Source organism: Pseudobdellovibrionaceae bacterium (genome assembly GCA_019637875.1).
GTDB lineage: Bacteria > Bdellovibrionota > Bdellovibrionia > Bdellovibrionales > Bdellovibrionaceae > JAHBUW01.
Genome location: JAHBUW010000010.1, coordinates 21,271 through 41,955 on the forward strand (window position 1 = coordinate 21,271; position 20,685 = coordinate 41,955).

The following is a 20,685-nucleotide window of genomic DNA, read 5'->3' on the forward strand; positions in this document are numbered from 1 at the left end:
AGTATTAGACATTCCATGAAGGATCTTCACCCCATCGAATGCACAGTCAAGCGAACGACATAGCAAGCACCAAAGCCTTAGATTAGGCCGGAGTTTTTCATATCCTTATAGGCTAGGTCGTGGATGTGAAGAACCCACTCCCAGATGATCGATTCCAACAGGCGTACATCATGTTTTTCTTTAAAACCCAGGTATTTCGTTATGCGCTGGAAGTTTTTGTAGACGACTCCGCTGTTAACGCAGCCTAAGCTGGAGAGCGCCAGTATGTTCCGGTTATTAGTCTGAGACTTCCACTTTCCCTGCCACTGGCTCCCATGCTTGAAGAGGTTTCCAGCGGATTCGATGACTTCGACCGGGGTCGGTTGCATCTGGGCGCTTTCTGGAGGCGACATTCTCACCAGATCCCCTCGATCTAGTGAGAATGAAAACCTAAAAGGTTGATTGTTCCTTCGAATATAAGAATCAAGTTTTTTTAGATTGGTGACTACAAGCTCAATCTGGCACTGGGAAACGACCAAAGCGGCCCCAAGTAGATCTTCTACCAGGCAATCTTCTTCGAAAAAGAGATCGTCGGCTTGGTCGCTAACTTCGTCATTATCGTCGGTGTAGCAAATTTCAATTTCTCGGCAGCGCCTGTCGGAAGCCTCAATTGCTTGCCCCAAAGGCTCCAGGACTTTCTTGAGTCCCTCAAAACGTGACTCTTCAAGTAGTTCATCCAGGAAGGAGCGGTACCAATTTACTTCGCCAATCTTCATTGAATCCTCGTTACCATGCCAATTGATGACTGGACCAGTTTGGAAATAAACCAATACTTACAATATTATAGATGCTATATATCGCAAATATCTTAAAAATTAAGTAATTTGTGTATTCTGCCGACAATCATATTATACTTAATTTATAAGTATAATATGAAGGAGCTTATGCGGCAACCCGCTGAACGTAGCAAGGAACTATTTGAGCTCGCAGAGTCTCAACAGGGCTTCTTCACAGCAAAGCAGGCTGAAAGCGTTGGCTACATTAAAACGAATCACTCTTATCACGTAAAGTCAGGAAATTGGCTTCGCGAAGCGAGAGGCATTTATCGTCTCGCTCAATTTCCCACAACGCCTGATCAGCAAAAGATCCTCTACGCCCTCTGGAGCCAAAATCGCCAAGGGCAAGTGCAGGGAGTCTATTCTCACGAGACAGCCCTAGCTCACTATGGAATATCGGATGCCAACCCTTCAAAGCTCGACATGACTGTTCCAAAGTCATTTCGACGGACTGCTAAAATTCCTAAAGTCATACGACTACATCACGCCGATCTGACCAAAGATATGATTCTGGAGAGCCGAGGATTCCTGGTTACTAAGCCTAACCGTACAATCAGTGACATCATGACATGCGGTTGGGTGCCATTCGAAATTGTTCGCCAGGCATCCATTGAGGCGCTTAAACTGGGACTTCTGCAGAAGTGGGAAATTGAAAGCATTGTCGACCACGTCATTGCCCCATCTGAAATGCGGGTGCAGCTACAAACGCTGCTCAAGGAGATTCGCAAGTGAATCCATACAAAACGGCAGTCTCTTTTCGCCGTGCCCTTGAGGATAGAATTGCTCTCAAATCAAAAGAAGCTGGAATAGACATCCAGCGCCTCCGCCGGGATGTCGCCTTTGATCGTCTGCTAGTCAGGCTATTTTCGATGCCGACTCCTCCGTGGGTTCTCAAGGGTGGCTACGCCATGCAACTTCGCACGGATAGCGCGAGGACGACGAAAGATATCGACCTCGCTCTGAAAGACGCAAAATTTCTTTTTGGCGATGAGGATTCCAAGCATCTAGCCATACGTGATTTGCTACTCAAGTATGCGTCCACGGATCATCAAGACTACTTCGAATTTCGCATCTCAGAGCCCACGCAGGAGCTTGCGAATGCTCCTGAGGGAGGCATCCGCTTTAACATTGAAGCGCGACTTGCGGATCGAACGTTCGAGAGATTTCTCCTCGATATTGCAGCAGGAGACGTTTGGACTGAGCCTCTTGACCTGCTGAAGTCGAATGACTTGCTGGAATTTGCAGGCTTCGCACCTCGAGACTTCCCGGCAATTCCCAAGGAGCAGCAGTTCGCGGAAAAACTCCACGCATATTCACTTCCGAGGCCGCCAGATAAGCCAAATTCTCGAGTCAAAGACCTAGTTGATATGGTTCTCCTAATTCAGGAGGGCTTAGAGCCCGAACGGACAGCTTCGTTTTTAGTGGATACTTACAAGCGACGAGCGACACACGCGCTCGACCTTTTCATACAAGCACCGCCAGATCACTGGGCGAAAATTTATCCGAAGCTAGCAGACGAGTGTGGAATCTCCACAGATCTCGCTGAGGCGCTAAAAATCCTATCAGACTTCGCCAAAAAGCTGCGCGTCTGAAGTAGCTTACTATTCACTTCGTGCAACTACGTTGGGATATTTCAGCAACGATTTCCAGAATTTTTTCAGATGGCGGTTTCCGGCGAAGAACTGCCAGATTGCGAGCGATCCTGCGCCCTGCATTCCTTTTGCCTATCTTGGGCTTCTCCTCGATCACATTCCCTCCTGTCGGTGAGGACAATATCACAATTCCCGGCCTAATAAACTGTGGATTCGTATAGAGAATTCAATGCGTGTTGAGCCATTGGCCCATCTACGGAGCTACAAAACCCTACGTCTCAGAATGAATCGCCGGGCGAGACTTTAACTCAATTAGGCCTTAGCGCTAACCGATAAAGTATCGGAACCTGGGCCAGCATTCGCATGCTGGACAGAGGTGACCACTTTCAACAAGTAGGTTCAAATGAGCACCACTCAGTCGCAAGCTATCAGCGCCATTCTCGAAGGCTTGGGCCGAGACAACATCTTCATGATTCACGGAAAAGCCGGAACAGGAAAGTCGTACTTGATTCGACAGCTTGTAGAAGAACTAGGAAAGACCTATAGCAAAGATCGAATCAAAGTTGTTTCTCCGACAGGGCTTGCTGCCTCGATTGTCAATGGGGCGACAATTCATCGTTTTTTCGGCCTTACCAATTTTAAGGAAGGAACCTACAAGACCGTCGGCAGAGCACTCGGAAATCACACCGTCAAAGAGAGAATCAAAAAAACAAGAATCCTCATCATCGACGAAGTTTCAATGGTCCACCGAGACGTTTACACAGCTATCGCAACGATTGCAGCTCTTGTAAGTGGCGAACAAGTCAAAGGCGCAAACTGGGGGGCGATTCCATACCACAAAAAATCCGATCGAATTGCAGAATCAATAAAAAGCACATTCGGTCACATCAAGATCATCCTGGTTGGAGACCTTCACCAGCTTTCGCCGGTTGATCGTCGCGGATACAAAGATGTCTGGTTTTTTGACTCAAACAGATTTTCGGATGCCAAATGCAGACTCCTTGAACTGACTCAAGTCCATAGATCCTCAGATGAAGAGTACCTTGAATTCCTCGAGCAGATTCGTCGTGGGAACAATAGCGATCTAGTTCGTCATTTTTTAGCAGAACGCGTTCAAACTCCAGACACTGACACCATGAGAATCTATGGAAAAAATGAGCAGGTGAATGAATGGAACTCCAAACAGCTTGACCGGCTGCCAGGTATCGCCGTTTCATTTACGTCAAACTATGTTGCTGCACTCTATTCGCCTGAGCAGGCAGATCCTATCCGAATCAAAAACTTCTCCTCGGCAGTTTTGGCAGAGTTGCGCAAGAATGCGAGCTTCCAGCCTGAAATTTCCCTCAAAGTAGGCGCCAGAGTCATGATTCTCGAAAATGACTCGGACAGTAATCGGTATAACAATGGTCACACTGGTTTCATTGTGCAAATTGCTGCAGATCACGTCTCGATCCAGTTCGACCACACGGGAGAAGTGGTCAACATCTATCCCAGCGAGCGCGAAATTCTTGACCCCGACTACTCGCTCATCGGATGGGAGCATAACTTGCCTCTGACTCTGGCGTGGGCAACGACAGTGCATAAGGCGCAAGGTCAGACCCTCGACCGAGTTGCCGTGGACCTAAGAGGTTTTTGGGAGCCTGGACAAGCCTACGTCGCACTTTCTAGATCGCGGAGGAAAGAGGACCTCATCGTGTTGGGATGGGATGAAAAAGCCATTATGCCTCCCAATCCACACCCAACTGAATGGCTACAGTCGCTCCGAATGAAAAGAGCAGGATAGCCAAGATCACTACAGAAACGTAAAAGCCTATTTTCTAAATTCCAGAAGACTAAGTTCATTCCGTAGGCCTAATTCAAGCTTTTCAACCCACAAGTTAAATTCTTTTTTATCTTTGAAACGTGCTTTGTCTTGAATGGCGAAACAAATAAGCTGCCAGCTTATCACTGATAGCTCATTTATCTCCTGCTTAAGAACGGTCCTCTCCCCGTGATGAGAAATTGAGCTTCGGAGACCATAAAGCTTCTTAACAAGAGTCTTCATTTTTATTCTGTCATCAATTTTGTTGCACAACACAAGAGCGCATCCACTCGCGATAGTCGCGGCGATAGATTTCTGAGAAGTCTCAAAGAAGGCCTCGATAGCGGTTATTAGACTCAGCAATTTGTCAGCAGGATCAGGTAATTCTCGTGCATGAGAGTGAAAGTGAAGTGCCGTTAAGATTGTTCCCTCAAATGTCTTTGTCGCGTCAAATTTTGCTTCTGTCGCCAAATCCGCAAGTGTCGAAATTTTTAGATCGTCTATAAGTTTCAGTGCCTTCTCGTCGATCACCAGAGGAGCCTTCGGCCCCACCACGGTTTGAGCCCATCGAATAGAATCATTCGCTCGTGTGAGCTCTAGCTGGAGACCCCTGAAGAATTCACCTTTTATCCCAACACGAGTCTCAAAAAATCTCGGTGTCAAAGCGTCAGCCAGAAAATTTAGGATCGCAACGGTTAGGCGTAGTTCTTCACGCGCAATTTCCTGAGCCCGGGTACTTTCAGCAACCACAGTGCGTTCGGCGCAAACAGTATTGCTGAACTGGTTGATCATTTCATTTGTGCGATCGAGGCTCTCTTTTTTGGATACGGTGTCCATGTCTGCGTCTGCCATTTCTGAGATGGCAGCAGCGTCGGCACGCATTTTTGAGAGGTATTCATCTGTCACAGTAAAAAGTCGAATTTTCCCGAGCTTCAATTCAGGCGTTTTTAGCGCTATGCCGTCAAGAGGGATAAGGACTGTGGTCTCTGAGGCAAACTGACTGTACTTGTCACAAAGGTCAGAAAACATTGTCGCAATGCCTGAATTATCAGGGGTGCCGACATTCTTCGATACGATATGATCAACTTGCTTCTCTAAGTATTCTTGGGAATACTTCCTTATCCATCCGTCCTTCTTCAATAAGTCGGAAATGATAGCCGACCGCTTTTCACACAGACCATCATCTAATGCGAACCCTGATGAGCCGTCAGTCCGCGGCCGCGGTATTTTGACTTTGGCATTTAGGGTTGAGGTTGCCCCATCGACGATCTCGATGAGGCGGGAAATGTATTTCTCTTTTTTCTTGGGATGCATGTCTCAATATATTCTCGGCAGCCTTGCAAACGAACAGAAAACGCTCGCTTGTAGATTTGCCGCAAGGCAGTCGAACGCGGTGCAAATCAGGATTACGATTGGGGTGCAGTCGGCGCAACATCCACCAAATACCCCCGCGCCTCCGGATACTTCTTCACGCAAACACAGGTACCAACTCTCAGTTTCTTAACCAAATTCGGATGTATGACGAAGCCCTCGACAGTCTTCACGGACTTCATACCCGTCGGCCAATCGACCATGAGGCGTCGTTCGTACTGCTCCGTGGACTCCCGAACCGTCCGGGTGCCAGCCATGCCCGCGATGATCTCCGCACTCTCGGGTCGCTTCTGAAGAAACGCGTACAGCGTGGACATATTGCCCATGAGACGTCCCGCGAACTCACGACTGATCCGCTCCAAGTCGCAAATCTCCTGGTGGGCGACGACAATGCTCATTTTCGAACTGCGAGCCCGATCCAAAAAGGCGATGAAATCCTCCGACGCCATATCAGCGAACTCGTCGATGATGACTGTAAACGGAATCCTTTCCGCCTCGGGCACCTCGGCGTCGATCCGGGCGGAAACGGCCTTCAGATCCTGAAGGATAAATCGACCGATCGCTTTGGCGGTTTCGCCGTACCGGCGGGAATCCAGGAACACATAGTTGATATGACCCTTCCGTACGGATTCGAAAAGATCGATCCCAGGTCCATCGTCAACGATCAGCTCTCCGAAGTCCGACAAGCAGATGCTCTCAAGTTGCGTTCGAAGGCCTTGCAGCGAACCCCACTGGTCGGAACTCTTGGCAAATCGGACGCAATCCTCGAATATCCGCTTCTCTCGGGCGGCAGTCTCGGGCAGGCGACAAGCCAAATCCTCAAGAAACCGCGGTTCACTGGCCGCACGCAGAACAACACCAAGATTCAGCGAATAACCACCGTGATCCCGAAGCCAGCACAAACCGATCAACAACTTCAAAAGAAAACTCGCCGCCTGGTTCTTGTAGAACTCTTCGGACCAGTTGAGCGCCATCATGATCCGATCCCGCAGCTGGTTCGCCGTCCCGTTACCCAGCAAATTGTAGCGATGGGACATCTTCAAGTCGGTCAAAGAAAAGACCCGCAGATCCTCAAGACGGTTCGCTTCCGCCGCGAACTGCGAAAACTTCAGGATCGTGTTCATGTCCGACTTCAGATCTATGAAGAGAACCCCGCGGCCTTGCTCGATTCGCTGTCGGATGATGTGGGAGATGAGTACCGTCTTCCCAAAACCGGAAGCTCCGACGATATGGACGTGGTGATTGAGCTGCCCCTCCGTCAGCCATTCTTGCCGCCACAGGCTGCCTTTTACCTTTCCAAGTAAAACTGAATTCGGAGGCCGGCGGAAGTCTTTGGCCGCACCGACGATTTCTTTCGCCAGACTCACAGCACACCTCCGAACCGTGAAGTAAAAGACCGTCTTTCAATCTGGATCAGATCGCCGTACATCCGCGACTCCTCACGAAGCGCTTTTTCAACGGTCTCCTTGAGGCAGAGAAAGTAAACACGCCGAAACATTCCGGGCTGCCCTCGGCGTTCGCGAATCAACTCGACATAGTTTTCTATCTTGTCGCGGTACCGGCGCCGCGCTTTCTGGGCGATCTCGAGTTCAAAAGCCACGACCTCACCGCCGGGCAACGTATAGATGCCGTCGGGGACATTCGCCGAGTTCAAACCGTAGTCGGCGGCCGCTTCGGATTTCAACCGACGATCCGAGATCCAATGAACCTCGCCGAACTGACGCTCGATATTCAGTCGGAACTCGATAACAACTCGATCATGCAGCAAAGTGCGATGGTCGAAACCACGTACTGGCTTCGCCAAACTCCTCATGGGGCTCATCGTCGCAAGCGCGTTGAACGCCTTCAGGGTAGTGGTGAAGTACCTCTCCGAATCCAGATGGGAATACGTGACGCGCAGAAATCGAGCCTGCACCAGTTGGTGCAGGCGTTTCTTGGCCCAGGCCTCGGACTTCGCTTCCTCGGCACTGAGGGTTGTCTTGAAGAATTTCTGGAAGACATCCCGCACCCTCGCGAATTTCATTTCCAGGATGAACTCGAGAACCGCAAGATCCCTCTCCGTTAACTCGACCCTACGAACCGCACTCTCTTTCTCGATCGGGAATGACTGCTGAACAGCCTCTCCAAACGTCGCCATTGCCCCTAGATTCTGTTCCATGCCCCCGGTCCCACGGTAAACCATACCCACTTCCTTTCATTGTTTTGCCGCCCTCCATGTCCTTTTTGAAATGCACCTCAGATCCCTCCCGGCCGTGTCGCTGACCACCTCCTCGGGAACATCGTGGAGAGGGGGTGGTCAGCGACCGCAGAGGCCGGGAACGGACTGATAAGTCCGCGAATCTTCGACGACTTGGAGGGCGGCTCCTGTGACGAAAGCATCGCGAACGAGAGATGGTTCGAGGGATGAACGGCTTTGGACCTCAGGAATTCTCTGATAGCCAAGTGATAGCCTCAGATAGCCAAACCAGGTGACGAGTCGTGATTTTCCGTGACGGATGATGCCTCGGAAACGTCACAAACCCTTGAAACCTCTTGGTTCCTGTTTTCGGGGTCTTGCGCTTGTTTTGGTTTTTCGGGAGCGAGTTAAATGGGGCGACCGACGGGGCTTGAACCCGCGACACTCGGAATCACAATCCGATGCTCTACCAACTGAGCTACGGCCGCCACTGACTCGAGAGGCACTACAGGACTTAGATCAAGTCCCTCGACCCATCAAGCCCAAAAATACCCCCGCCTGCGTTAAGTAGCTAAGAAGTTAGGCAAAAGTCGTCCAGGAGAGGTTGATAAAGGCCTCCGTTTCCCTTGAAATCAGGGGATGCGGAACCACATCCCACCCCCTGCCGTTCGCGCACGCGGCCGAGCGACGGTGACAGCCCTTGTCCTCAGCGGTCTTCTGAGTTTGGCCGCGAACACCGCGCACGCCCAGCGCGTGGAGCAGGTGCGCGGGGACCGCGTCCTCATTCAAACCGACCAGCTGAAATTCGCCCCCGGCCAGAAGTGGGAAGCCATCGACGGGAGCGGCGATATCGTGGGTACCATCGAGATCAAAAACTTACGCGATGAAAAAGCCATCGGCGCGGTCATCGAAGGCGTCGCCGTGAAAGGCGCGAACTTGCGCCTGAAGACTGATCTGAAAACGCTCTCCGAGGACGAAAAGTACCGCACCCGCAAATGGTTCATCGGTCTGTCGTCGCTCTCGGCGCAGGTGAAGGTCCGCACGCTCGGCACCGATACCGAAACCGATCTCGTCGGCGGTCAATGGGGCGTGCAGGCCGGTGCCGATCAGGTCCTGACCGCCCACCAGACGCTGCGCCTGCGCGCGGGTTTCGATCTCGTGCGCGCGCGTTCGGACATCAACAACCTCACCGACTGCGGCGGCGACCGCGAGTGCACACTGTGGACCCACTACGCGACCGCGAGCTTAGGTTTCAATTTTCAGCTGATGCCCGAAGGCCACTCGTGGAATACGGGGGTCTCGACGGCGTTTACGGGTTTTCTGCCGCTCTCGCGCGACAGCGACGTCCTTGACGCTTCGAAGCTCGCGCTGGACGGCGGTTTCGAGGCGGGACTTTTCGCCAACCTCAAAACGAACCCGATCACCTGGCTTGAGTTTTCGATGCAGCGGATTTTCCTACGCGATACCGATCGCGTACGCCCGCAGCTGATTCGCTTCAACCTGACTTGGATTCAGAATTTCTAGAAGCGCTTAGAACCCGTTGTCTAAGATCACGTCGTTGTAACGTGTGCGAACCTTCTTGAAGAGGTCCGTATGCGGTCCCGTAATGCCGTCAGGCCCCACGGTGTTGGCGACATCACGACGGATCTGCATGCGACCCGGCAAAAACTTTTGGAGCGAAACCATATTGGGGTTCGCGCCCGCAGCCAGACCGCCGGGTCCGCCGCGACCTCGACCCGCACCGGTGCCGCCATTCATCTCGTCAGGATAACCGTTCCCACCGCGCGTCCCGGCCGAGCCGTTCCCGCCCTGGGCGCCCTTCAAGACGTCGGGATCGAACCGCGAACGTCCGCCACCACGACGCGCGTTTTGTTTGCCCGCGCCACCGCCGCCGCCCCCGCCGCCAAGACCGGCCCCACCACCGCCCGCCTGCTGGGCCATGCGACCCAGCTTCGAGCGCTGATAGTTACTCATATCCGCCGGCGTATCCCCCAGCATGAGCGGGTCGCCGGATGTGTTGACCTTCGAGTTGAATCCGTCCGTATTTTTGACCGCGCTTCCCATGCTGCTGGCGCTCGGCGATCCGTAAGTTTCCGGCATCTGATAGCTACCCTGGTTCAGGTCCATGCCTATGGGCGGAATCGCCGGCGGCGGAGTCTGACTTCCCAGCGCCGAGCCCAAACTCTGCAGGGCATTGCCCAAGGCCTGATTGGTGCTGTCTTGCTTCTTCTGATCCTCTTTGGCCTGTTTGTTGTCCGCGGCTTTTTGCTGAAGCGCGGCCCGTGCGTTGTTACAAGAATTCTGCAGCGCCTGCACGTTGCTCGTGAAAAGATCGCGAGCGCTTCTGACGTGCCCCGGGATCGAAGACGCCGAGGCCTCTCCGGCTTGGCGATTGATCTGCACCCAGTTGTCGCTACGACCCGCCACCGGCGCCGCCGCGTCCGCGCGCGCGCAAACGTCGCGGCACGGTCTCAGGTACTCCTGGCAGGCTTGGTCGGCTCTGTTCGCAAGTTCATTCGACGACGACTGGAAAGAGGGAATCGAGTTGCACGCCTGATTCACCGAGGCCTCGTTCCCGCCCGTCAATCCGTTGATCCGGCGATAATCCTGATCGGCCTGGTCGCGCGCGTTCGCAAGCGCCCCTCGGCAGTTCGATTCGGATTGGGCGCAGACCATCTTGCATTGGTGATACAAATCATTGCGGTCCGTCCCCGCATCACGAATCGCATCCTCGGCGCTTTCAGCAGCCTCCCCGGTCGTTTGCACTTGGCGGGTGCGATCGATCCAGCGATTCTGCGAGATCCCCAGCTCGGCCAAGGTTTTGCTGTAACCGACGTCACCGTCGGCGCGTTTACAGTGGGCGTTCACGTCGCGTTGCAACTCTTGAAACGCCTCGGAGTCCTCGTCGTAGTTTTTCATCGTCCGCTCGAGAATCGGACAATAGCGGTTCAAGGTCATCTCGGCCGCGATCGCGAACGGAGCCGCGAACAGCGCACTGATTGTCCAAGCCATCAACGAAAGAACGGATTTGTACCCCATACCTTGAGGATACCAGAGAGCCTTGAAGTGACCGGGCTTTTTCGAGCGGCGTCCCGGTCTGAGACGCCGCGATCGTCAAGATCCTGGACAGCCCCCATCTTATTTCGACGGAGCCGGGACCGCGAGCGGGAAAGGAATCACCTGATAGCGTTTGGACACCTTCCAGAACAAATTGGAGTGGGGACCGGTGATCCCGTCGGGACCGGTGGGCGTCAGTGCGGTCGGACGACGTCCCGCCGCCGTCGGCAGGAATTTGCGCAAGCCCTCTTGGAATCGTGCATTCACCTCGGCCACGCTCATGCCCCGAGCCGCCGCGGGCCGAGCACGACCGCGAAGTTTCCCCGCCTCGGGATACCCACCCGCCGCGAAACCCGTGCGTGAGGGACCCGCTCCGGCCAGGGCGCCGGCGTAAACGTCCGTATCAAAACGTGAGCCCCGCGCGTTTCCGGCGCGGCGGCGGGCGTCCGCCCCTGCGGCATTCGCCAGCCCGCTGGCCGACGGAGTTCCGGTCACGCCCGAAGCCTGCTGCGGCATCGAGCCCGACACCGAACGACGACCGGGTGCCGTGAGCGGCTCTTCTTCACCCATCATGATCGGATCGGTCGCGGAACGGCTCAGCGAGCCGTTGTCGAGCCCATCGCCTTTCACCGCACCGGGGGAAAGCGAGCCCGGATCGGAAGAATAAAGTGCCGGCTGTTGCGCCACGGTCGTCGGCAGAGTTTCCCCCGTGGCGAGATCTGTCGCGGGCTCATTGGCCGCGTTCAAAATCGACAGCGCTTGGGGCAGCATCTGCGCGGCCGTCGACCAGAAGTCACCGCCTTGTCCCGTCGTCGCGGGTTTTTCCGCCGTCTTCGGCGCTTCGGGGGTGGGGGTTGCGGGCGCCTCGGCCAAGCGGCGACGGGCGTCGTTGCAAGCGCGATCCAGATCCGCGCGGGTGCGCGAGATATTCAGTCCTTGGTTCAAAGCCGAATCGACCATCACGTTACACGCATTGTACGCCACCGAGCGGGCGACGTTCATCTCGGGCGTGGTGGTTCCGGTCCCACGCAATTCGCGGAAGGACTCATCCACCGCATTCACCATCGAGCGACACTGCGCCTGCAAGTCCTCGCACTGCCGACGCGCGTTCGACTGCGCCATCTCGGCGCCCGATTCAAAACCACCGATGCGGCCGCAGCCCGAATTCACGCGGGTCGCATTCGCCTCGCCGGTCAAAAGAGCCATGACGTCCGCCGCCTCGGCGCGCGGTGCTTCGAACGAACGTGCCGAACGCGCGTGGCACTCGGTCATCAGCTGGGTCGCGCTCTCACGGGCCGCGCGGTACTTTTCGATGATGGACGACGCCGTTTCGGAGCGCTCAACGAAAGCGCGGATCTCGCCCGCACCGGCGACATTGTCGGGATTGTTCGAAAGGTAGGGATTCACGGTTCCGCTGAAGTGGGTGTCGGCGTTCGAGTTCCAGTCCAGATCCGCACAGTAGCGCGTATGATCGGCCGCCAGCGACTCGCGTGCGGTGGCGTTTCCCGAGTAGCGGGTTTGCATCTGTTCGAGCATTCGGCAGTAAGCGCCCAAGGTGTACTGGGCTTGCGCACCGGCAAACACCGGGCTCAAGAGCGCAAGGAGCAGAAGGGATCCACGGATTTGATTCCGCATAGGAACTGCCTTTCTACCCCCCGGTAGGCTTACAGGATAACTCCCAAACCCCTCATTTTCAGAGGGAAAATCCCAACTTGAGACGCCCGGAACCGCAAATTTCGTAACTTCTTTAGACAGTAGAAAATGCCATGAAGGTCCGCGCGGTCGGATCTTGGTTGTCGAATGGAACCACTGCTCCTGTAAAAACCTCCGAGTCTTTACTCTGCCTTCACGATTGCTCGAATTTCGCACCGAGTTGAGGTAATTTCCGGCCTCTAAAAAAGATCGAGGTGCGGGTCGATGCGTGTGAAACGAGCTCAGACGTCTGCGGTTATGCTTCTGCTGACGTCTATTACGATCAGTTCTTTGACTGCGTCCGCGCAGCCCGACAGCACACCCGTTGTCGAATCCCTCACTCAACTCGAAAAACAAGAAGAGTCCACGGTTCGCCGCAAGCTCGACTGGAATCTGGAATTCGCCGGTGAATTCGAAGGCCAAGGCCGCGACGAATCCCTGGCGGTCGTGACCGGTCTGGGCCTCGACATGAACTTTCAGTTCTCGAAAAGCCTGTCGCTGATCCTGGCGCCCACCGCGCGTTTTTATTCGGCCCGCAGCCAGCAGCGCTTCGACTCGGATAGCTTTGAAGATCGTATTTATCTGCGCGAAGGCTACATGAATCTGCAGCCGCTCGACGGCGAGCATTTCAAGCTCGGACTGCGCGCGGGCTCGATCTCGCAAAAACTCGTCGATCAGCCCCAGCTTTTAAGCTCGAGCCGCAGCTTTCCGGCAGTGGCCCTTGTCACGAGCTACACCGGCGGTCCCGTGACCGTGGGCCTCGAAGCCGAAGAGGCGGTCCCGACCTCCTATACATACAACGCCCTTCGCGAAGATAAAGAGCCCCTTCCGGGTTTGCGCGCGACACGCGCCTCGTTGAGCGCGGAGCTTCTGGGCAACATGAAGCTGTCCCTCGCCGTCGGGCAAATGAGCTGGCGCAACCTGCCCGCGCGCGTGGCCTTCAACTCGCAAAAGTTGGGGAACACGCCCCAGGGTGAGCTCGCGCCCACCAGTCGTTTCCGCACGGGCTTCAACACGGGCTTCGTCGGCGCGCAGCTGGATTACTGTCTGGACTGCAAGATCGGCGGAACCCTGCAAGGTCGCCGCGCCCGCAACTCGTCGGCCCCCGACGATTCGGCGGACAGCCAGATGATCGGCATCGCGGGTCACTACCGCACGCGCTCGCTGATCACCTCGATCGCGATCGACAGCTTCTTTGCCGAGAGCGACGTTTCGCCCGCGGCTTATACTCCTTCGTCGATGGGAAATACGAACCGCGCGGGCAACCGTTTGCGCCTGGAGTTCGAAATCCCCTCGATGGAAATGACCGTCATGACTCAGTTCGTGCAGGCGCGCACTTTGGCGCCGACCCCGTACCAAAGCGATTTCAACAGCCTTTACTTAGGAGTCGAGACCCATGGTCCTTGGATTCAATAAGAACGCAGCTTTGCTCCTGGGGTCCCTCCTTTTCCTCGCGGCCTGTGATAAGGCCGACGAAAAGGCGAACCTCGTTCCGGGCGGCGAATCGCAAGCCACGTTCCTGGTCGACAAGGCCTCGGGCGAAGCCGAGCTGATCAATCCCGACACCAAAGACGTCTGGCAGACGCCGATTTCGGCTTCGTTTTCGTTCATGGCGTGTCTGAAGGACCGCGCGAACGGCGAAACCCTGCGCGGCCAGCGTTTCGGAATTGAAAAGCAAGAGGACGGCACCCAACTTCCCGTCGAGGAAGCCTCGGACGTGAACGGCTGTATCAAATGGGTCGAGGAAATCCCCTTCAATTACTTCGCGAAGCGTTCGGCCCGTCTGCCGATCACGCGCTATGTTTTGGGCCAAGGCATCCACGCGGGCCGCGCCGAAGTGAAGCTCGCGATCAATCCCTGGGCCCTGGGCTCGGGTGCGCGCGACAAGGGCGACTCGGTCGTTTTCTTGCGTGATCAGATCCTGCCCAAAAACCAAATGGCGCCCATGGGCCAAATGCGCGCGACGCTTTCGGGCGAATCGCACGGTAACGCGGATCTTTGGATCCCGGAAGTGTCGATCAACTCTTTACGCCGCAAGGACTTCGCCGACGGCCAAGCCATCGACCTGAGCTTCGAAGTGAAGCCGCGCGTGCGCGTGCAGAACATGAACGGCGAGATCGACTACTTCGACCTCAAGGCCGGCGAATTCGACATCGTCGCGCACTTGATCGCGACCGACACCGGCGCGAATCAGAACGAGCGAGTCCTGCTCACGCCCCAAGAGCTGCAAGGCTCGGCGAAGCTGATCGACGGCTCGCTCGTCGTGCAGACCCGCACGTCGCTGGAGCGTCGCGTGTCTTCGGGGAACCTGGAGCTCGCGCTGAAACTGATTCCGAAATCCATCGGTTCGCTGCGTTCTTTGAATGCGTTCGAAGGCGTTTACGAACTGGGCGCCGCCCATGAGCTGAGCCGCAGCCCCAAAGGGATGCTCACTCAAGCTTGCCGCAAAGGCGAGATCACCTGCCGTATGTCGCAGACTCTGGAGGCGACGTCGAACTTCGACAAACTGCGCGCGCAAGGTTACGGGCTGAAGAACGAGCCCTATATCTTCTCGAACTTGAAGCTCCGTTTCGTCAGCGTTGAGCCCGGAGAGACCGCGACCCAACGTGACGTCGCCTACGCCGCATCGACCTGTATTAAGGATCGTTGGACCGGTCAGGACATGGCCGATCAGCCCTTCCAGATCGAATATCTGGACGAAAAAGGCGCGCCCATCGCGGCAAAAACGCAAACGCGCATGACCAACGAAGAGGGTTGCCTGAGCTGGGAATCGACCATCTTCCACAAATACTACCAACCCGAACGTTTGATCTGGCATGACCTGCGGATCACCCGTCCCGGTGGCTACCAGAAGTCGCTGCGTTTCGCCCTGAACCCTTGGGATGACAAGTTCACCTTCGGTTGGGATGAGCGCGAGTTCTCGAAAGACTTCACGCAAAAGCTGCAAACCCGTAAGAAGATCCCTTCGCGTTTCTTCTTAGCTGACTTCGGTTACCACGCGATCCGTTTCCTTTATAACATCGACCGGTTCATGGAACTGGAAGTGAAGAAGACGGTCCTGATGGAGCTGAATCCCCGCGTCCTTCGTTACTCGGGGATCGTCAACGCCCGTCGTCAGATCGAGGATCTGCGTGACGGTATTTATTTGATGAAGGTCGCGATCGAGAAGAACTACCTCGATCCCGCGGACAAAGGCCGTCATATCAAAAACAAACGGGAGAACATCCCGTCGGCGGTCATCGAAGAGCTGGGCGGCGAAGTCGCCCGCAAAGAGTACATCACGTCGCAGACGCACCTGGTCCGCGTCGTCGACGGTCGGATCATCCATCCCGTCGAGCTGACCATGCGCGATCTGCGTTTGATGCGCGTGCGTTCGAACTTCCTGATCCAGCTCGAAACGGTCGACGAGCGTTTGCTGCAAGGTCACCAGGTCCTGCGCGAGCAGTACAAAAAAGATCTCGCGATCTTGGCCGAGCGTCGCGGCGCCATGAAAGACCTGCCCGTCGATCAGCGCGAAGCGGAACTCCGTAAAGAGGCGGAAGATCGTAAAGCGAAACTGGAATCGGCGTTCTTCCTTTTGAAAGAGCGTCTGGCCAGCGAAGCGCCCTCGCTCGACAATATGAATCTGGCTTTGGAAGAGAGCGTGATGGCGCCGCTGAAGGCCGCGCTGGACACGAACGATTTCACCGACGTGAAGCTGCCGTCGAACGAAGACTTCGACGTGAACAACTTCATCGAAAAGGACTCGGGCCTGGAACGTCGGACGTTCGTGGGTCCCGTCATCTATCTGTCGAACGGCTACTCCGACTCGGTCCGCGCCACCGACAACTTGGATGAGGCCCGTTGCCAAGAGCCCTACTCGGAAGACCTCGCGCAGAAAGGCCTCGCGTCCAACGCGGCGATCGCGAAGGAAGCCTACAAGTGGGAAGAGATGGCGCTGTTCACCTCGAAAGAGAAGGACATCGCGAGCTCGCGTCAGAACAACGCGTACCGCTTCTCCAAATATTATGGATCACTGAAGCACCTTTGCTACAAGCAAGTCGATGACCTCATCGCGCGCGAAAAGCAGATGGAGGCCTTCTATCACGAGAACATGCCCGTGCTCTCGTCGATCTATAACTACGTCAGCCTTTATAACTTGGAGTTCCTGAGCTTCGGCCTGGAACAACCCAAGAAGCTGGACGAATCGTGCCAAGGTTCCGTGGAGTCCTGCATGCGCACGACGCAAGAGCGGATCCTGCAACCCGCGAACGCACTGAAGTACGTGAACCAAGAGTTCGCCGCCCGTCAGCGCGCGCACTCCCGCAATGCGAACGATCAGATCGCGAAACTTCCCAAATCGTTCACCATGAACGATCTGGAGCCGCTCTTGTTCTCGAAAATCGGCTCGACCACATCCAATGTGGCGACCTGCGCGCTGCTCTCGGGCCGCGTCGCCGAGCGTTTGAACTCGGTGAAGGACGACGAGAAGTACTCGAGCTGGTTCAACTCGGTCTGGGGCACGCTCTGGCACTCGGAATCCGAGCTCGCGGCGATCGTCTTCCGTCACTGCATGCTCGACAACAACGCGGGCTACGGCAACCTCGTTGTCGAAGACAAGCTGCGCGTGAACGAGACCGGCAAGTACACCTTCTTGGGTGGTTTGCAGATCAACCTGAACGTGGGCGAAAGCTTCTCGTTGGGTCGTTCGAATTCATGGGGTTACAGCTTTAAACCCACGGACGTCTTGGACGGTCCGATGATCGTCGGCGGCGCCGCGATCGGCGCGATGATCGGCGGCCCCGCGGGCGCGGTCGTCGGCGCGGGCGTGGGATTTGTCGGCTCGAAAGTATCGGATATCCTGAAGCCCATCTCGATCAGCTACGGCGGCGGGATGTCGAGCTCGGACGGAACCTCGGTCAGTCAATCGACCTATCTGGTCGCCCAGATCGCGCGCTTCTCGCTGGAGCTCACGAACTACGAACAGTGCCGTGTCGCGCGCTTCGATCCCGAATGGGCTTTGAAGATCACGACCGATAACTTGGGACTGAACTCGCGTTTGGCGGAACTCGTCGCGCGCGGGGTCTTCATCTGCTCGGGTCGTCAGAACCAAGCGCCGCGGAATGTGGAAGAGTCTTACTTCTACTTCACGCAGCACTTTACCGAGGGTGACATGCTCGACCAAGCCGACCTGTACAACCACCCCTGGTTGCTGGGCCTGCGTGGCGTGCGTGAGTTCTCGACGTTCGTGAACTACACGAACTCTCAGGAAGTGCTGAACCTCGCGAACTTCACGAAGGGGATCTTCACCCCCGAAAAACGTCGTATCGCTTGGCCGCTCGCGCACATGGAGAACACCTACCGGAAGATGCTCCCGACCTATCCGGGGCTCTACACGATCGTCGACAACGGCGAGAAGACCAGCAACTACCCGCTGGCCGAGCGCCTGACGACGACCGACAACGACCTCAACTCCGAGGTTCGCTGTAAGATGAACGCCCAGGGCGTCTGCGCCGAGAAGCTGCAAACGAAGTAAGTCCTCGGTTCATTTGTTAGATGAACGCAAAAGGCTCCCCGACGGGAGCCTTTTTTCGTTTCGGCGATGGCTGTTTACGGACGCGGGTCAGTAGCGCACTTTCGCGCGGTTCTTTTTGATGTCGGACTTGAGTTTCTTCCCCTCGACCCGTTTACGCTGCGAGGATTTGGTCGGCTTCGTTTTTCGACGGGGTGGATCGCGGTGGTACGCGCGCTCCAGATGGGCATCGAGTTTCGCGATGCAGTTCTTGCGGTTCATCTCTTGATCGCGGGACTCTTCGGAGCGGATCAGCAGATCCCCTTCGGTCGTCAGCTTATTCCCGATCTTTTCGAGGATGCGGGCGCGCTCTTGCTCGGTGAAGGCCTGCGAGTTCGGCACATTGAAGCGCAACTGCACCGCGGAATTCGTGCGGTTCACGTTCTGGCCCCCGGGTCCCCGACTGCGGGCCACGCTGAAATCCAGTTCGCTCCAAGGAATTTTCGCAACCCATCTCACCGACGGCCTCCTGAACCCTATCTTGAGGTGCCCTTACGAAAAAGGCCAAAGAAATCGCCCCCGGCCTGCGAAAGCGGTGACGATTTTGGTCGCCGCTCATTGCCCCTTCTTCTCTACGGAAAACCTGAACGGGCGACGTGCGCAGAGATCGACTAAGATTCGGCCTCAACAACGTACGCATCCCGTCCGACCTCTTTGAACTTCCAAATAGCTGATGGATTTAGCTCTCCTTGGAGGAACCGATGACGTACCAAAGCGCAGTCTTGGCGATCCTTTTCGCGGCGGCCCCGGCCCTCGCGAATCTGCCCGCCTTTCCTGAAACCATCGACTTCACGCCCAGCGACCGTCCGGAATATCAAGGCGGCGTCGACTTCCGCACTCCCGTCCCCAATCCCGATTTCAACGAAATCATCGGCGGCGGGATGACCGTGCCCACGATCTACTTCCTGCCCATCATCAATACCGAAACCGAACAGTGTGACGAACCGAAGTTGGACTTGCTACTGACCTCGGGCGCCGTGGCCGCGAACCTTTGCGCGCGCAGCCTGTCGTTTTGTTCGGAGCAAGGGACCTGCATCTTGAAGGCAGACGGTGAATGGCGCACCTATAACGTCATCCGCCGTGTTCAAGGCGTCGACCGGTTTCAAGACGTGCGCGGCGCCTGCCGTTTCGGCTTCGGCGTGCGCTCGATCTGTTTGGATCCATTTTATTCGGTGGCGGCGGACCTTTCACTTTATGCTCCGGGCGACGTCCTTTATATCCCCGCCTTGCGTGACGTGCTTTTGCCGAACGGTGAACTACATGACGGCTACGTGATCGTGCGCGATCAAGGGCGCGGCGTGAAAGGCTCGGGTCGCTTCGACTTTTTCACCGGCGGGATGGGCTGGAAGGACAAGAAAAACCCCTTCGTGAAGCTGCGCTTCAACGCGAAGGGCACGGGACTGCCCTTTCACCGCGTGGTCGGCCAGGTGGCCGATCTTGTGCGCATGAAACGCGCCTTCCCCGTTTTACCTTGGCCCAATGAAGGTCTGGTCGACGCGAACCTCGCGCAAGAAAACACCGCGGGCACACCGACCTCGGCCCTTCCCAGCGGGATGCGCGCGGCCGCCCCCGTCGTCGCCACTAGTCCCAAAATCGACTGGCAGGCGCACAGCCGATCGCTACCGGATCTGCGTCGCGAATCGATCGCGGACATGCGCGCATATATCGAAGAGGCCACCCGCCAGGGCGCGCTCCTGATTCGCGAGCGAAACTCCGCACTGCCCGAAGCGCTGATTCGTTCGGCCCTGCCCGATGCCCGCATTCAAGGCGCCCCCGCGACTCATCAATAGAATCTAGCCATCCCCGCGCGTCCGTGACAGACTGCGGGGATGACAATGGAACCCAGCCCCGGCCCCCATCCCGAAACTCGTAACGGCCCCCGCGGCGCCCTGATCGGCGCGACGGGCCTCGTCGGCCGCCAACTGCTCCAGGCCCTGCTCGCAGACCCGCGACTGGGTGAACTCGCGACGATCGCGCGCCGACCCATCGAAAATCAAGAGCATCCCGCGTGGACGCAGATGATGATCGAAGACTTCGGCCAGATTTCGTCGCTGAAGCTTCCGCCGGATCTCGATTTCGCGATCAGCTGTTTAGGCTCAACGTTGAAACAAGCCGGCTCGCGCGAAAATTTCCGCCGCATCGACTTCGACTACAACCTCGCCTTCGCGAAGCTCGCGCGCGCGTCGGGCGTGAAACACTACATCCTGCTGAGTGCGGCGGGCGTCTCGGCGGACTCACGGATCTTCTACAACAAAGTGAAGGGCGAACTCGAAGACGCGGTGGCGGCACTCGACTTCCCGGCACTGACGATCGTGCGCCCGGGCCTCCTGATGGGCGAACGCACAGAAAACCGCCCCATGGAGAAACTCTTCATCCGCGTCACCAACTGGCTGACCGGCGTCGTCGGCTCCTCCCGACTCAAAGCCTTCGCGACCCCCGTCCCGGAGCTCGTCACCTGCCTCAAAGCCAACGCCTTCGCCAACGTCGACCACGACGTCCACATCATCAACCCCAGCGAAATCTAAAGGTCAGCAAAGCGCCACCTCAAGGCCCAACGGAAGCGAGCGGCGCGCGGGATTTGGTGGAGGGCGAGGCGCGAAGGGGTCCCCGACCGGAGGCGTGCTACGTGC

The 20,685-nt window shown here is 56.3% G+C and carries 15 protein-coding genes and 1 tRNA gene; 8 read left to right on the forward strand and 8 right to left on the reverse strand.

The features are described 5' to 3' along the window. Positions 1-77 precede the first annotated feature (77 nt). A complete protein-coding gene (locus KF767_12870; protein MBX3018777.1) occupies positions 78-755 on the reverse strand; it encodes a hypothetical protein in 678 nt (225 codons plus the stop codon). A 156-nt stretch (positions 756-911) separates the two neighbouring features. Between KF767_12870 and KF767_12875 the strand changes: the two genes are divergently transcribed. The 3 genes from KF767_12875 (at position 912) to KF767_12885 (ending at position 4,190) form a co-directional block, all read left to right on the forward strand. Further along, positions 912-1,547 carry a hypothetical protein gene (locus KF767_12875; protein ID MBX3018778.1) on the forward strand — a complete coding sequence of 212 codons (636 nt, stop codon included), beginning with the start codon at positions 912-914 and terminating at the stop codon, positions 1,545-1,547. After that, entirely contained in the window at positions 1,544-2,407 is an 864-nt protein-coding gene (locus tag KF767_12880; protein ID MBX3018779.1) for a nucleotidyl transferase AbiEii/AbiGii toxin family protein, read from the forward strand. The genes KF767_12875 and KF767_12880 overlap by 4 nt, the downstream gene beginning before the upstream one ends. A gap of 403 nt (positions 2,408-2,810) precedes the next feature. Then, positions 2,811-4,190: an AAA family ATPase gene (locus KF767_12885; protein MBX3018780.1), complete on the forward strand. Its 1,380-nt coding sequence runs from the start codon at positions 2,811-2,813 to the stop codon at positions 4,188-4,190. 27 nt (positions 4,191-4,217) lie between these two features. Here KF767_12885 and KF767_12890 read toward each other — a convergent pair whose 3' ends face one another. From KF767_12890 to KF767_12905, 4 genes are all read right to left on the reverse strand, one after another. Then, positions 4,218-5,522: a hypothetical protein gene (locus tag KF767_12890; protein MBX3018781.1), complete on the reverse strand. Its 1,305-nt coding sequence runs from the start codon at positions 5,520-5,522 to the stop codon at positions 4,218-4,220. Positions 5,523-5,614: 92 nt separating this feature from the next. After that, entirely contained in the window at positions 5,615-6,946 is a 1,332-nt protein-coding gene (locus tag KF767_12895; protein ID MBX3018782.1) for a DUF853 family protein, read from the reverse strand. Then, positions 6,943-7,737: a hypothetical protein gene (locus KF767_12900; GenBank protein ID MBX3018783.1), complete on the reverse strand. Its 795-nt coding sequence runs from the start codon at positions 7,735-7,737 to the stop codon at positions 6,943-6,945. Before KF767_12900 ends, KF767_12895 begins: the two co-directional genes overlap by 4 nt. 430 nt (positions 7,738-8,167) lie before the next feature. Further along, positions 8,168-8,243, reverse strand: a tRNA-His gene (locus KF767_12905). 202 nt (positions 8,244-8,445) lie between these two features. Here KF767_12905 and KF767_12910 point away from each other — a divergent pair. After that, a complete protein-coding gene (locus KF767_12910; protein MBX3018784.1) occupies positions 8,446-9,279 on the forward strand; it encodes a hypothetical protein in 834 nt (277 codons plus the stop codon). A gap of 6 nt (positions 9,280-9,285) precedes the next feature. On the opposite strand, the gene KF767_12915 is transcribed toward KF767_12910, so the two are convergent. Together KF767_12915 and KF767_12920 are read right to left on the reverse strand one after the other, a co-directional pair. Beyond that, positions 9,286-10,794 (reverse strand): hypothetical protein, encoded by a 1,509-nt coding sequence (locus KF767_12915; GenBank protein ID MBX3018785.1) that lies wholly within the window; start codon positions 10,792-10,794, stop codon positions 9,286-9,288. Positions 10,795-10,893: 99 nt separating this feature from the next. After that, complete coding sequence (locus KF767_12920; GenBank protein ID MBX3018786.1) at positions 10,894-12,447, reverse strand: hypothetical protein; 1,554 nt, start codon at positions 12,445-12,447, stop codon at positions 10,894-10,896. Positions 12,448-12,795: 348 nt separating this feature from the next. On the opposite strand from KF767_12920, the gene KF767_12925 reads away from it, so the two are divergent. Together KF767_12925 and KF767_12930 are read left to right on the forward strand one after the other, a co-directional pair. Continuing rightward, on the forward strand, positions 12,796-13,920 hold the full coding sequence (locus KF767_12925; protein MBX3018787.1) for a hypothetical protein: 1,125 nt from the start codon (positions 12,796-12,798) through the stop codon (positions 13,918-13,920). Next, a complete protein-coding gene (locus KF767_12930) occupies positions 13,901-18,019 on the forward strand; it encodes a hypothetical protein (protein ID MBX3018788.1) in 4,119 nt (1,372 codons plus the stop codon). The genes KF767_12925 and KF767_12930 overlap by 20 nt, the downstream gene beginning before the upstream one ends. Positions 18,020-18,106: 87 nt before the next feature. Here KF767_12930 and arfB read toward each other — a convergent pair whose 3' ends face one another. Then, the gene (gene arfB, locus KF767_12935) at positions 18,107-18,514 is read right to left on the reverse strand and encodes an aminoacyl-tRNA hydrolase (GenBank protein MBX3018789.1); all 408 of its coding nucleotides are present in this window, start codon (positions 18,512-18,514) and stop codon (positions 18,107-18,109) included. A gap of 242 nt (positions 18,515-18,756) precedes the next feature. On the opposite strand from arfB, the gene KF767_12940 reads away from it, so the two are divergent. Together KF767_12940 and KF767_12945 are read left to right on the forward strand one after the other, a co-directional pair. Next, a complete protein-coding gene (locus KF767_12940) occupies positions 18,757-19,845 on the forward strand; it encodes a hypothetical protein (protein ID MBX3018790.1) in 1,089 nt (362 codons plus the stop codon). 45 nt (positions 19,846-19,890) lie between these two features. Continuing rightward, positions 19,891-20,580 (forward strand): NAD(P)H-binding protein, encoded by a 690-nt coding sequence (locus KF767_12945; GenBank protein ID MBX3018791.1) that lies wholly within the window; start codon positions 19,891-19,893, stop codon positions 20,578-20,580. The last annotated feature ends 105 nt before the right edge of the window (positions 20,581-20,685 follow it).

Bases quoted from the DNA above. Each gene is read 5' to 3' on its own strand.
- KF767_12870 (MBX3018777.1), bottom strand. From the start codon at position 755: ATGAAGATTGGCGAAGTAAATTGGTACCGCTCCTTCCTGGATGAACTA.
- KF767_12875 (MBX3018778.1), top strand. From the start codon at position 912: ATGAAGGAGCTTATGCGGCAACCCGCTGAACGTAGCAAGGAACTATTT.
- KF767_12885 (MBX3018780.1), top strand. From the start codon at position 2,811: ATGAGCACCACTCAGTCGCAAGCTATCAGCGCCATTCTCGAAGGCTTG.
- KF767_12890 (MBX3018781.1), bottom strand. From the start codon at position 5,522: ATGCATCCCAAGAAAAAAGAGAAATACATTTCCCGCCTCATCGAGATC.
- KF767_12900 (MBX3018783.1), bottom strand. From the start codon at position 7,737: ATGGAACAGAATCTAGGGGCAATGGCGACGTTTGGAGAGGCTGTTCAG.
- KF767_12915 (MBX3018785.1), bottom strand. From the start codon at position 10,794: ATGGGGTACAAATCCGTTCTTTCGTTGATGGCTTGGACAATCAGTGCG.
- KF767_12920 (MBX3018786.1), bottom strand. From the start codon at position 12,447: ATGCGGAATCAAATCCGTGGATCCCTTCTGCTCCTTGCGCTCTTGAGC.
- KF767_12930 (MBX3018788.1), top strand. From the start codon at position 13,901: ATGGTCCTTGGATTCAATAAGAACGCAGCTTTGCTCCTGGGGTCCCTC.
- KF767_12940 (MBX3018790.1), top strand. From the start codon at position 18,757: ATGACGTACCAAAGCGCAGTCTTGGCGATCCTTTTCGCGGCGGCCCCG.
- KF767_12945 (MBX3018791.1), top strand. From the start codon at position 19,891: ATGGAACCCAGCCCCGGCCCCCATCCCGAAACTCGTAACGGCCCCCGC.